We start from the raw sequence: 11,094 nt of genomic DNA, 5'->3' as shown, positions 1-11,094 counted from the left end.
GGGCCCGGCTAACCGCCTCGTCTGCCGACAACCGAGACTGCATACCCCCATTGGCCTCGTCATGTTATTTAAACGTAACAAGGCCGCGGCTGACGACGTAGGCTATCGCGGAGACACCGGCGAGTTGCCCCCAGCAGAACAGACCGCGAGAGGTGACACCGGCGTCGGCTTGGTCGGCCTTCCCCTCCGAGCCCGATCAGTCCTCGCCGACCTGTGCCTCGACCCGGTCCCGCAGCGCGTCGGCGTGTTCCTTGGCCGTCGCGGCGTGAGTCGAGTCCTCGGTCTCGACGAGGCGCTCGACCGCTTCGCACAGCGCGACGTAGTGGTCCGGATCGCTCTCGAAGAACTCCCCCAGTTTCGCGACGAGCTCCTCGGCCGCAGAGGCGTTGGTCTCGTTGTAACCGACCTCCAGCCCTGCCAGTCGGGCGTCCAGGTCTTCGAGCGTCTCCAACACCCGTTCGTAGGGCCCCCGCGCCATGTTCCGACCTTTCCCACCCATGGGATAAAAACTACTGTGGTGGCGTCGGCCGTCAGACCGGCAGCGTCGTGCTAATTGGTACCGTTCCACCTGCGCTCGGGACCGTGCCCGTCAGTCGACGCGGGCATCCACGACGACGTGCGCGACGCCCTCGCTGTACCCCTTCACGCGTCGCGTATCGAGCACGTCGACCGCCCGGCCGCGCTCGGCGGCGGCGTCGCGCAATCGACCGACCGGGCGGTCGGGGACCAGCCCCTCCGGCGTCGCTTCGTGCATGTGCACGAAGCCGCCGGGTTCGAGCGCCCCGAGCGCGCTGTCGAGGTACTCGTGTGCCTCGTAATATCCCATCACGACGCGGTCGGCGGTCACGTCGGTCGCGGGGTCAGTCCTGGCTAACACGTCCCGGCAGTCGGCCCGGTAGGGCTGGACGCGGTCGGCGACGCCGTTGCGCTGGACGTTCTCCAGCAGGTACCGGAACGAGTCCGGGTTGCGCTCGATCGCCGTCACCTCGGCGCCCGCGCGGGCCATCGGGAGCGTGAAGTACCCGATGCCGGCGAACATGTCGACCACGCGCTCGCCCTCGGCCACGACGTCGCCCATGCGCGCGCGCTCGGCCTTGTTCCCCGGCGAGAACATCACCTCGGCGAGGTCCATCGCGTAGACGGTGCCGTGTTCGCGGTGGACCGTCTCGGTGTCGCCGGCGCCGGCGAGCACGGTCACGTCCGGTTCGCGGTGGGCGCCCGAGATTCCGCCCCGCGAGAGGACGGTGTCGGCCGACCCGTGGAGCGCCAGCAGCGCCTCGCCGACCTCGTCGGGCCGCGGCGCGTCACCGACGTCGACCAGAACGACGGTGCCGAGGACCGCCCACGACGAGGGGGCCAGGTCGATCTCCTCGTCGGTCCAGCCGCGCTCGCGGAGGTGGTCGGCGAGGTCCCGCAGTCGGGGTTCGCCGACCTGCCGGACGACCTCGATGTACTCGACCGACTCGGGGATCGACGTCACCGGGACCGACACGCTCCCCTCGTCGAACTCGCGGACCGACCGGTCGGCGTCGTAGACCCCTTCCGCCTCCAGTTCGGCGATCACCGCCTCGGTCCGCGGCTTGTCGACGACGACCGCGAACCGCTCCTCGCTCTCGTCCATCTGCCTCCGCGAACGACCCCGACGGCCGAAACGGTTTCGAGTCGACGGCGGCCCGCGCCCGGATGGACTGCCGCTCGCGTCACCGCTCGCTCACGACGATTCGGGCTCGCGATCGCGGCGGACCGGAGGGCTCCGGTCGCTCGTTCGGCCGTCTTCCGCCCGTGTCGATCCGCGGTTCGGCGCGTCACGGCGGTCTGGCTCGCCGCGACGAGCCGAGGCGCCACGACGGCCCCCGGCCGTGGTGCCCTCGCTTTCGAGCAGCTGGTCGAGCCGACGCTCGAACTCCGCCTGGTCGATCTCGCCGCGCGCGAACCGTTCGCGCAGGACCGCGACGGCGTCGTCCCCGTCCGCGTCGGAACCGGACCCAGATCCGAGCCCGGGAGTCGCGCGGGAGCCGGAACTGGTGGCGATCGCCGGCAGGTCGATCCCGCGGTCGGCAAGCGACCCGGGCAGGTCGACCGGCGAGAGGTCGAGCACGATCCACGCGAGGAGCACGGCGACCGGCGTCAGCAGGAGCCAACCGGTCACCAGAATCTCCAGCGCCGTCACGACGCCGGCGTTCAACAGCGCCAGGAGCGCGATCGGCAGCGTCGTCACCGCGATCAACACCGGCACGAGCGCGACGAATCGGCGGAGGACGGTCCCGAACGAGCGGAGGGGCTTGCGCATGTGTCGCCTCACCGACCGCTCCGCGAAAAAAGTTGCTCTCCGACGGTCAGAAGCGGTCGCGGCGTCAGGCGTCGCCGGTTTCGCCGCCGTCGTCAGGGAGGACGTGCAGGCCGGCGCGGCTCTTCAGGACGGGGACCTCGTCGGCGTCGGGGTCGAAGTAGTCCGGGCGGGGGATGGTCTTGGCCTCGTAGGTCTCGGGGTCGAGCACCTGCACGGCGTTCTCGTCCTCGACGGTGACGACCGTCGTCCGCTGGCCGTCCTCGCGGGTGCCCAGTCGCCGGGCGTCCGGCGCGTCGCCGTCCTCGAAGCTGGCCTCGTAGTCCTCGCCAGTCGCGAGTCTGGTCCCCTTGAGGTTCCCGCGGACGCTCCGGACGAGCACCGGCCCGTCGCCGTCCTCGGGGTCGATGACCTCGCCGGGCCGGTACCGCGGTAGCCGCACGGCGAAGGTGACCCGATAGACCTCGTTGCCGTCGCCGTCCTCGGTGACGAGCGTCTCGTAGTCCTCGAAGGTGCCGCCCTGCTGCTCGACGATGCGCTTGGCGATCCCCTGGCCGAGCTGGTTCGTCGAGATCTTCATGTCCAGCCCCTCGTCGACCTCGGTGACCTCCGTGACGAACGCGTTGCGGTCGCCGGTGGCTTCGCGCTCGGCGACGAACGCCTCCGCTGTCTCCTGGGCGCGCTCTTGCTCTTCCTCGGTCGGCGTCCGCTCCTCGGCGCGGATCTGGACGATGGCGGCGTAGGAGCCGCCGGCGATCCGACCGCAGCGCTCGCAGGTCTGGCGAGCGATCTTCACCGGGACGACGACCTCCTCGGAGACGAGCGTCCCGCGGACGACGCCGGAGAACTGGCAGTGCATGCGGATGTTGTTCTCGTCGACCTGTTCGGGCGCGACCTCCCAGCTCACGTCGGTGGCGTCGAGGTGGACGCCCAGCGCCTCGGAGACCTCCTCGACGGCGATGTCGGTGTAGTCCTGGGCGCCGACGTCGACCCAGCGGTTCCCGCGGTGGACCGCGCCGCACTGCGAACAGACGCGCACGTCGATCCGGTCGGGTGCCTCCACGAGGTCGAACTCCTCGAAGTAACAGCCGTCGCAGAGCACGCTGTCGGGGTCGCGGACCCCCTCGGCCCCCGGGCGCGCCGGGCGGGCGTCGAGGTCCGCTTCGATGGCGTCCCCGCAGCGCGGACAGAACTCGCCGGAGCGACTCATTACCCCGAGGTATTGTCCTGCGGGGTATAAGGGCCGCGTTCCCGCCCGGCGGCCCCGGACGCGAACCCGCTCAGTCGTAGACGTACGGGACGATCCCGAACAGGGCGGCGAAGACGCCCACCACCGAGAGCAGCCCGCCGGCGTAGTAGAGCCACGTCTCCGGCTTCGGGCACTCGGCGGCCCGGACCTCCGTGACGTATCGGTCGCCCCCGTGAACGACAACCGCTTCGTCCAGCCGCGCGATCGATTCTCGCCGCCCGAACGACCGGTCCGACCCGCTCCGACCGGCGTCGAAGGCGTGCTGCTGGCGGTCGGTGAGGTTCCCGTAGTCGACCACCGGTTCGGGCGTGTCAGCCACGTCGTCGGCCGGCCGGACGTCGACGACGTAGTTCGTCCCGCAGGTCGAACTCAGCGATACGTACAGCCCCAGTCCCATGAGCGACAGGCCGACCAGCAGGGCGAGGGCGCCACCGCCGACGAACGCGACCGTTCGAGCCGCCATCTGCCGGAGCGTGACGCGGTGCGATAGTGAGCGTTTCGGAGGGCGAGCGACGGCTGCTCGCCGACCGACCGGCGATCGCTTACCGGCCGATCGGCGAGCAGTCCGCGGAACGCGCCGAGACTGGCCGGCGCGGCCGCGACGCGAGCCATTGATATGTCCGCCGGCCCCTATCAAGTGGTATGGAGTGGAAAACCGACTGGGGACTCCGTGGCCGGATGTTCTTCACGATGTTCCTCCTCGCGGCGCTCTACATCGTGTTTATCGGAGTGTTACTGTGGACGAGTCAGTCGTATCTACTGATCGCCGTCGTCATGAGCATCTTCCTGTTCGTCCAGTACTTCTTCAGCGACAAACTGGCGCTCAAGAGCATGGGCGCCCGGGAGGTCGACGAGAGCGAGTATCCCGAGTTGCACGGCATGGTGAGCCGGCTGTCCCAGCAGGCCGACCTGCCGAAACCCACGGTCGCCGTCGCGGACACGCGGACGCCCAACGCCTTCGCCACCGGGCGCTCGAAGAAGACCGCGACCGTCGCAGTGACGACCGGCCTCCTGCAGACGCTCGATCAGGAGGAGTTAGAGGGCGTTCTCGCGCACGAACTCGCCCACGTCAAGAACCGCGACGTGATGGTGATGACCATCGCCTCGTTCCTCTCGACCATCGCGATGCTCATCCTCCGGTGGGGCTTCCTCTTCGGCGGCGGGGGCCGCAACCGCCAGGGCGGCGCGCAGGTCCTGGTCGCCATCGTCGCCTCGCTGGTCGTCTGGATCGTCTCCTTCTTCCTGATCCGGGCGCTCTCCCGGTACCGCGAGTACGCCGCCGACCGCGGTGCCGCCGCGATCACCGGCAAGCCCGCCGCGCTCGCCTCCGCCCTGCTGACCATCGACAACCGCATGGACAAGGTCCCGAAGGAGGACATGCGCTCGCAGTCGGAGATGAACGCGTTCTTCATCATCCCCATCGACAAGGGCGTCGTCGCGCGACTGTTCAGCACCCACCCCTCCACCGAACGCCGCGTCGAGCGCCTCCAGCAGATCGCCGGCCAGCAGGAGACCGCCTGACCGCCCCGAGCGACTCGCTTCGCCGTCCGATCACCGCGACCGATCTCGTCGCCGGTTCCCCGACCGAAGGCATATTACTCGCCCGACAAGACTCCCGGCCATGGAGTGGCAGACCGACAGCCGCCTGACCCACCGGATGACCCTCGCGCTCGCCCTCGCTGCGGTGGGCTACGCCGCCCTCCTCGGCCCGGTGTACCTGCTTCTCCCGTTGCCGGCCGCGCTCGTCGTCTTCGGCGTCCTCCTGGCCGCCCTCGGCGGGCTCGTCCTCGAAGCCGACCGGCTGGCCTACGTCGCGACGCGAGCCGTCGCGATCGACCGCGAGGACCACCCCGAACTGTTCGACGCCGTCGACAGGCTCGCCGCCCAGGCCGACATGCCCCGGCCGCCGGTGGCCGTGATCCCCAGCGACGAGCCGAACGCCATGTCCGCGGGGACGGGCGACCGGGCCGTGGTCTGCGTGACGCTCGGGCTCCTGAAGGAACTCGACGACGAACACCTCGAAGCGGTGCTCGCCCACGAGCTCTCCCACCTGAAAAACGGCGACTCCTCGGTGATGACTATCGCCGGGTTCCCCGCGACGGTGGCGCTCTCGCTCCTCGGGAGCGCCCTCGATAGCATGAACGGGACGGCGATCCTGCTGGGCTACTTCGGCGCCGCAGTGTTCGTGGCCATGCTGAGCCTCCCCCTCTTGCTGGCGAGCCTGCCCGGGACGCTCGCGCTCTCGCGCTATCGCGAGTACGCCGCCGACCGCGGTGCGGTCGCCATCACCGGCAAGCCGGTCGCGCTGGCGGAGGCGCTCGCCGAGTTACACGGGCTACCGGAACCGCCGGACGAGGACATGCGCTCGATGGCCGGTTTCAACGCCTTCTGCATCGTCCCGACGCGCTATTTCGGCCTGCCGTGGACCCATCCACCGACCCACAGGCGGATCCGGAAGCTGCGCGAACTCGCCGCCGAGATGGAGAGGTCGGAGTAGCGGGAGGCTCTCACCGCTTCCCCAGCCGTTAGGGTCGCACAGCCCAACAACGAGAAGACACATGAGCGAACTCGACCTGCACGGACTCGGACTCGGAACGTGGCAGAACACCGATCCCGAGCAGTGCGCCGAGAGCGTCCGCACGGCGCTGGAACTGGGCTACCGCAGTATCGACACCGCGCAGGCATACGAGAACGAAGAGTTCGTCGGCCGCGGCGTCGCCGAGGCGGACGTGCCGCGCGAGGAAGCCTTCCTCGCGACGAAGGTCAGCACCTCGAATCTCGCCCACGACGACGTGCTGGAGACGGCGGAGGAGAGCCTCGACAAACTGGGGACCGACTACGTCGACCTGCTGTACGTCCACTGGCCGACGAAGACCTACGACCCCGAGGGCACGCTCTCGGCGTTCCAGCGGCTGTACGACGAGGGCAAGATCCGCCACGTCGGCGTCTCGAACTTCGAGCCGGAGCACCTCGACGAGGCCCGCGAGATCCTCGACGCGCCGATATTCGCGAACCAGGTCGAGATGCACCCCTATCTCCAGCAGGAAGAACTGCGCGAGTACGCCGCCGAGCACGGCCACACCGTCGTCGCCTACTCGCCGCTGGCGCGGACGGAAGTGCTCGACGACCCGGTGTTGCAGGACGTCGCCGAGAAACACGACGCGAGCGTCCCGCAGGTTACGCTGTCGTGGCTCCTGTCGCTGGAGCACGTCGCGGTCATCCCGAAGGCCACGAGCGCCGACCACATCGAAGACAACTGGCGGGCCTACGACGTGGACCTGGACGACGAAGACCTGGAACGCATCGCCGAACTCGACCGCGGCCAGCGGGAGATCGACCCCGACAACGCCCCCTGGGACGACTGAAACGAACCGGCTCGCCGTCCGGAGGGAAGCGTCTTTTACCCGCTCGCCCAAACGGAGGGACATGGGACTGCTGGACGGCCTGAAGTCCGCGCTGGGGATGAAAGCGGAGGCCGACGCGACCCGGGACGCTGACCCCGAGGATCTGTTCGGGATGAGCACGGCCTACATGACGATGGAGGCCGACCTGGGCTTCGCGCCGGCCGAGGCGGCCGCGCTGTGTTTCGCCGACGTCGACAGCACGGACTTCGAGGACGCCGTCGAGAACGTCGAGGCCATCCTCGAAGCGGGGGAGGTCGAGACGGGGACGAAAGCGCGGTTCACGACCGACGACCACGGCTACGAGTGGGTCGTCCTCGAAGACGACGACCCCGAGGATCTGGTGACGAGCATCCACTTCGCCGCCGACGAGTTCATCGAGCGGGGATACGGCTCGCGCCTGCTCGCCGCGCTGTTCGCGTTCGAAAAAGACGGACAGCGGGCCTACTGGGTGTACTCGTTCCGCCGCGGGAAGTACTACCCCTTTGCGCCGGAGGGCGACCACGAACGGCACAACCAGACGGAGATCAAACTCCAGAGCGTGCTGGACGGCGAGCTCACCGTCGAACCGGACAAGGAGTACTGGTACCCGCTCTGGCCGGACCGCCCCGGCGGCCACCCGTGGGAATAGGTTTATTTGCCGAACGGGCGACACGCCGCCAATGCCGCCGCTGCGTTCCGATATTTCGGTGTACGACCACCTCCGGTCGACAGGCGCGGGACCGGCCGACGAGGGCGTCTATCGCGTCGTCGGGACGGACGACGAGCACGTCACGCTCCTCCGGGTGGGCGACGCCGACGGCCGCAGAGTGAACACCGGCGAGGTGCTGACGGTCGACCGCGACGCACTCGACGGGTTCGAGCCGACGGACAACCCCGACGGGAACCGGCCCGCCGGCGAGACCGTCTCGGGCTTTCTCCGCGACTTCGTCTGGCAACTCCGAGCATTCGCGGGTGGCCTCCGCTCCCGTCCGCTGGCCTCGCTCGCCGCGCTCGCGCTCGTCGTCGTCGGCCACCAGGGCCACCGCGTGCTCTCGGTCCCCGAGTTGTGGCTCACCGCCGTCTACTTCCTCGGCGTCCTCGGCGTCGTCTACCTCGGCGCCCGCGGCGGCTGAGAGCCCCCGGCCACAGGCACCCGCGATCGCTCTCCGCCGCCCTCGCGTTCACCTATCAACCTTCGGATCAGTTCGATCACGAACGGTCGCTGTGCGCCGGTTTCACTTTCACTTTGGTGTTAACGAGGGTTTATATGATGGGCGGCGCAATCGATATCCATGGCGACAGACGACCTCGAAGAACTGTCGGGCGTCGGCCCGGCCACTGCGGAAAAGCTCAAAGACAACGGATTCGACTCCTACCAGGGCATCGCGGTCGCGAGCCCCGGCGAGCTCTCGAACTCCGCCGACGTCGGCGAATCGAGCGCCGCCGACATCATCAACGCCGCGCGCGAGGCCGCCGACATCGGCGGGTTCGAGTCCGGCGCCGCCGTGCTCGAACGCCGCGAACAGATCGGCAAGCTCACCTGGAACGTCGACGAGGTGGACGACCTCCTCGGCGGCGGCATCGAGACCCAGTCGATCACCGAAGTGTACGGCGAGTTCGGCGCCGGCAAGTCCCAGGTCACCCACCAGATCTCGGTGACCGTCCAGCTCCCCCGCGAACACGGCGGGCTGGAGGGCAGCGCGATGTTCATCGACTCCGAGGACACCTTCCGCCCCGAGCGGATCGACCAGATGGTCAAGGGCCTCTCCGAGGAGGTCCTCGAGGACACGATGGTCCTCCACGGCGTCGTCGAAGACGCCGAGCAGGCCGACGCCACCGACGAGGCGCTGCTCGACGACCTCGTCGAGACCATGCTCGACAACATCCACGTGGCGAAGGCGTTCAACTCCAACCACCAGATCCTGCTGGCCGAGCAGGCCCAGGAGCTCGCCAGCGAGACCCAGGAAGAGGAGTTCCCCATCCGCCTGCTCTGCGTCGACTCGCTGACCGCGCACTTCCGCGCGGAGTACGTCGGCCGCGGCGAACTCGCCGACCGCCAGCAGAAGCTCAACAAACACCTCCACGACCTGATGCGCGTCGGCGACCTCCACAACACCGCCGTCGTCGTCACCAACCAGGTCGCCTCCAACCCCGACTCGTTCTTCGGGGACCCGACCCAGCCCATCGGTGGCAACATCCTCGGCCACACCTCCACGTTCCGCATCTACCTCCGCAAGTCCAAGGGCGACAAGCGGATCGTCAAGCTCGTCGACGCGCCGAACCTCCCCGACGGCGAGGCCGTCATGCGCGTCGAGGAAGACGGCCTGATGAACGAGTAACGGCCGGGACTCGCCCGCTGTTCCGCGCCGCGACGTTTTTCGCCCTCTCGGGATCAGCGCTCCGAACGGGCCTACACAGTGACCAGCCGGCCACAACGCACTTGCCGGTCGGTTCCGAATGTGGACGTATGTCGTTCACGCTCTACCAGCTCGACGGGTGCCCGTACTGCGAGAAAGTCGCCGACCGCATGGACGAGCTCGACCTCGACTACGACTCCGTCTGGGTGGAGGCGCTCCACTCCCAGCGCAACGAGGTCAAGCGCGTCTCCGGCCAGCGCGGCGTCCCCGTCATCGTCGACGAGGACCACGGCGTCACGATGGCCGAGTCCGAGAAGATCGTCGAGTACCTCGAAGCCAGCTACGCCTGAGACGGCGCCTCAGTTCTCGCTTCTGTCCAAGTACACCAGTCCCGCACCGAGCGTCGCGAATATCGTCGGGTAGGCGAATCCGAAGACGACGAGCAGGTACCGGTCGGGCAAGACCGTGACCGCGCCGGCGATCGAACTCCGCAACACGGCGGTGAACAGCACCGACCCGACGAACAGGACGACGAGATAGCCGGCCGCGACGGCGATGCCGAACCGCGCCACGTCCACCAGCGACTCCGTCGTCGTCTCCTCCCAGTAGCTGTCGGCGAACTCGTAGCCCGCGCCGACCAGCGCGACCGGCGGCACCAGGTAGTAGACCAGCGTCGGCACGTCGGTCTCGCCGAACGCCTCGATGAGGTTCAGGTGCCCGATCCCCGCCGTCTGCCCGCCGAGGATACCGCCGGCGTGCGAGAGCGGCGCCGTGTGGCCGGTCCCGAACGTGAACAGCCCGCGCAGGAGCCGTCCGACGCCCGGGACGCCGGCCACCGGTTCGGCCACCGGGGCGAGCAGCTGCGGCACCGCGCCGACCGTCGCCGGGATGTTGTGGGCGTTGAAGACGACGATACCCAGGAGCGAGACGCGACGCTGCAGCGTCCCGGATCCGAACCCGCCGATCGCCGCGACCCCGGCCGTCAGGACGAAGGCCGCGACGAACGCGGCCGGCGCCCGCGCCATCCCCGCGCGCCACGGGAACGCCACGAACGCCTCCTCTACTACCACGTCCGCCCCGAGCACCGAGACCGTCCGGTCGCCGGACCCGTCCGCCGATTCCTCCGCGTGTTCGGGCGTCACACCTCTGCAACCGATCACGAGTTCAAAAAGGCTTCCGGCCGGTTCGATCGATTTGATAGTCGGTCCGGCCTACGTCGATTCCGGCGGTTCGGGCTCTCGCGATGCCGCGGTCCTCACTCCGATCGCGGCGCGCTGCTCGCGGGTCGCTTCGCTCCCCGCCCGGTATATCGTGGTCCTCACTCCGTTCGGACCACGCTACTCACGGTTCCCGACGGTCACCGTTCGTCATAACGTGGCTCTCCCTGCGGTCGAGCCACGCTACTCGTCGCCCTCGAAATCGAGCGCCGCCGAGTTGATGCAGTAGCGCTTGCCCGTCGGCTCGGGGCCGTCGTCGAAGACGTGCCCCAGGTGGCCGCCGCACGTCGCGCAGACGACTTCCGTCCGGCGCATCCCGTGGCTGGTGTCCAGCCGCGTCTCCACGTTGCCCTCCTCGACGACGTCGAAGAAGCTCGGCCAGCCGTGGCCCGAGTCGAACTGGTTGTCCGTCGAGAACAACTCCGTCCCGCAGCCCGCGCAGGTGAACTCCCCTTCGTCGTCGACGTCGAGGTACTCGCCGCTGAACTTCGGTTCGGTCCCCCGCTCGCGCAGGATCTTGTACTCCTCCTCTGTGAGCCGCTCTCGCCACTCCTCGTCGGAGTCCGGGAGCGTCTCCTCGCTGTCTGACATACCACCCGAT

15 protein-coding genes are annotated in these 11,094 nt (G+C 68.8%); 8 read left to right on the top strand and 7 right to left on the bottom strand.

Translation table 11 applies throughout. The features are described 5' to 3' along the window. Positions 1 to 196 precede the first annotated feature (196 nt). From PSC72_RS15705 to PSC72_RS15685, 5 genes are all read right to left on the bottom strand, one after another. Positions 197 to 478 (bottom strand): hypothetical protein, encoded by a 282-nt coding sequence (locus PSC72_RS15705; RefSeq protein WP_274322366.1) that lies wholly within the window; start codon positions 476 to 478, stop codon positions 197 to 199. A 111-nt stretch (positions 479 to 589) separates the two neighbouring features. Further along, positions 590 to 1,621: a class I SAM-dependent methyltransferase gene (locus PSC72_RS15700; protein WP_274322365.1), complete on the bottom strand. Its 1,032-nt coding sequence runs from the start codon at positions 1,619 to 1,621 to the stop codon at positions 590 to 592. 90 nt (positions 1,622 to 1,711) lie between these two features. Beyond that, positions 1,712 to 2,290, bottom strand: coding sequence for an SHOCT domain-containing protein (locus tag PSC72_RS15695; RefSeq protein WP_274322364.1), 579 nt, complete (start codon positions 2,288 to 2,290; stop codon positions 1,712 to 1,714). Positions 2,291 to 2,354: 64 nt separating this feature from the next. Then, positions 2,355 to 3,497, bottom strand: a complete 1,143-nt coding sequence (locus PSC72_RS15690) for a 60S ribosomal export protein NMD3 (protein WP_274322363.1) — start codon at positions 3,495 to 3,497, stop codon at positions 2,355 to 2,357. A 70-nt stretch (positions 3,498 to 3,567) separates the two neighbouring features. Beyond that, positions 3,568 to 3,999 carry a hypothetical protein gene (locus PSC72_RS15685; RefSeq protein WP_274322362.1) on the bottom strand — a complete coding sequence of 144 codons (432 nt, stop codon included), beginning with the start codon at positions 3,997 to 3,999 and terminating at the stop codon, positions 3,568 to 3,570. Positions 4,000 to 4,025: 26 nt separating this feature from the next. On the opposite strand from PSC72_RS15685, the gene PSC72_RS15680 reads away from it, so the two are divergent. The 8 genes from PSC72_RS15680 (at position 4,026) to PSC72_RS15645 (ending at position 9,626) form a co-directional block, all read left to right on the top strand. Next, positions 4,026 to 4,151, top strand: a complete 126-nt coding sequence (locus PSC72_RS15680; RefSeq protein WP_274322361.1) for a hypothetical protein — start codon at positions 4,026 to 4,028, stop codon at positions 4,149 to 4,151. Positions 4,152 to 4,178: 27 nt separating this feature from the next. After that, positions 4,179 to 5,057, top strand: a complete 879-nt coding sequence (gene htpX / locus PSC72_RS15675; protein WP_274322360.1) for a zinc metalloprotease HtpX — start codon at positions 4,179 to 4,181, stop codon at positions 5,055 to 5,057. A 100-nt stretch (positions 5,058 to 5,157) separates the two neighbouring features. After that, positions 5,158 to 6,033: a M48 family metalloprotease gene (locus PSC72_RS15670; protein ID WP_274322359.1), complete on the top strand. Its 876-nt coding sequence runs from the start codon at positions 5,158 to 5,160 to the stop codon at positions 6,031 to 6,033. A gap of 61 nt (positions 6,034 to 6,094) precedes the next feature. Continuing rightward, positions 6,095 to 6,901, top strand: coding sequence for an aldo/keto reductase (locus PSC72_RS15665; RefSeq protein ID WP_274322358.1), 807 nt, complete (start codon positions 6,095 to 6,097; stop codon positions 6,899 to 6,901). Positions 6,902 to 6,962: 61 nt separating this feature from the next. Then, positions 6,963 to 7,568 (top strand): PspA-associated protein PspAB, encoded by a 606-nt coding sequence (pspAB, locus tag PSC72_RS15660; RefSeq protein WP_274322357.1) that lies wholly within the window; start codon positions 6,963 to 6,965, stop codon positions 7,566 to 7,568. A gap of 31 nt (positions 7,569 to 7,599) precedes the next feature. Beyond that, entirely contained in the window at positions 7,600 to 8,052 is a 453-nt protein-coding gene (locus PSC72_RS15655) for a hypothetical protein (RefSeq protein WP_274322356.1), read from the top strand. A 159-nt stretch (positions 8,053 to 8,211) separates the two neighbouring features. After that, positions 8,212 to 9,258 (top strand): DNA repair and recombination protein RadA, encoded by a 1,047-nt coding sequence (gene radA / locus PSC72_RS15650; RefSeq protein ID WP_274322355.1) that lies wholly within the window; start codon positions 8,212 to 8,214, stop codon positions 9,256 to 9,258. A 128-nt stretch (positions 9,259 to 9,386) separates the two neighbouring features. After that, a complete protein-coding gene (locus PSC72_RS15645; protein ID WP_274322354.1) occupies positions 9,387 to 9,626 on the top strand; it encodes a glutaredoxin family protein in 240 nt (79 codons plus the stop codon). 9 nt (positions 9,627 to 9,635) lie between these two features. Here PSC72_RS15645 and PSC72_RS15640 read toward each other — a convergent pair whose 3' ends face one another. Together PSC72_RS15640 and msrB are read right to left on the bottom strand one after the other, a co-directional pair. Beyond that, the gene (locus PSC72_RS15640; protein WP_274322353.1) at positions 9,636 to 10,418 is read right to left on the bottom strand and encodes a hypothetical protein; all 783 of its coding nucleotides are present in this window, start codon (positions 10,416 to 10,418) and stop codon (positions 9,636 to 9,638) included. Positions 10,419 to 10,676: 258 nt separating this feature from the next. After that, positions 10,677 to 11,084 carry a peptide-methionine (R)-S-oxide reductase MsrB gene (gene msrB, locus PSC72_RS15635; RefSeq protein ID WP_274322352.1) on the bottom strand — a complete coding sequence of 136 codons (408 nt, stop codon included), beginning with the start codon at positions 11,082 to 11,084 and terminating at the stop codon, positions 10,677 to 10,679. Positions 11,085 to 11,094: the final 10 nt, after the last annotated feature.

It is taken from the genome of Halosimplex aquaticum (genome assembly GCF_028747785.1).
In the GTDB taxonomy this organism is placed as follows: domain Archaea; phylum Halobacteriota; class Halobacteria; order Halobacteriales; family Haloarculaceae; genus Halosimplex; species Halosimplex aquaticum.
The sequence above is the reverse complement of the archived record's forward strand: the minus strand, read 5'-3'. Positions and strand labels throughout refer to the sequence as shown.

What these genes read in the sequence shown, in the direction of transcription:
- PSC72_RS15685 (WP_274322362.1), bottom strand. Translation starts at nt 3,999, where the DNA reads ATGGCGGCTCGAACGGTCGCGTTCGTCGGCGGTGGCGCCCTCGCCCTG.
- msrB (WP_274322352.1), bottom strand. Translation starts at nt 11,084, where the DNA reads ATGTCAGACAGCGAGGAGACGCTCCCGGACTCCGACGAGGAGTGGCGA.
- htpX (WP_274322360.1), top strand. Translation starts at nt 4,179, where the DNA reads ATGGAGTGGAAAACCGACTGGGGACTCCGTGGCCGGATGTTCTTCACG.
- radA (WP_274322355.1), top strand. Translation starts at nt 8,212, where the DNA reads ATGGCGACAGACGACCTCGAAGAACTGTCGGGCGTCGGCCCGGCCACT.
- PSC72_RS15655 (WP_274322356.1), top strand. Translation starts at nt 7,600, where the DNA reads ATGCCGCCGCTGCGTTCCGATATTTCGGTGTACGACCACCTCCGGTCG.
- PSC72_RS15695 (WP_274322364.1), bottom strand. Translation starts at nt 2,290, where the DNA reads ATGCGCAAGCCCCTCCGCTCGTTCGGGACCGTCCTCCGCCGATTCGTC.
- pspAB (WP_274322357.1), top strand. Translation starts at nt 6,963, where the DNA reads ATGGGACTGCTGGACGGCCTGAAGTCCGCGCTGGGGATGAAAGCGGAG.
- PSC72_RS15690 (WP_274322363.1), bottom strand. Translation starts at nt 3,497, where the DNA reads ATGAGTCGCTCCGGCGAGTTCTGTCCGCGCTGCGGGGACGCCATCGAA.
- PSC72_RS15700 (WP_274322365.1), bottom strand. Translation starts at nt 1,621, where the DNA reads ATGGACGAGAGCGAGGAGCGGTTCGCGGTCGTCGTCGACAAGCCGCGG.
- PSC72_RS15665 (WP_274322358.1), top strand. Translation starts at nt 6,095, where the DNA reads ATGAGCGAACTCGACCTGCACGGACTCGGACTCGGAACGTGGCAGAAC.
- PSC72_RS15670 (WP_274322359.1), top strand. Translation starts at nt 5,158, where the DNA reads ATGGAGTGGCAGACCGACAGCCGCCTGACCCACCGGATGACCCTCGCG.
- PSC72_RS15645 (WP_274322354.1), top strand. Translation starts at nt 9,387, where the DNA reads ATGTCGTTCACGCTCTACCAGCTCGACGGGTGCCCGTACTGCGAGAAA.
- PSC72_RS15705 (WP_274322366.1), bottom strand. Translation starts at nt 478, where the DNA reads ATGGCGCGGGGGCCCTACGAACGGGTGTTGGAGACGCTCGAAGACCTG.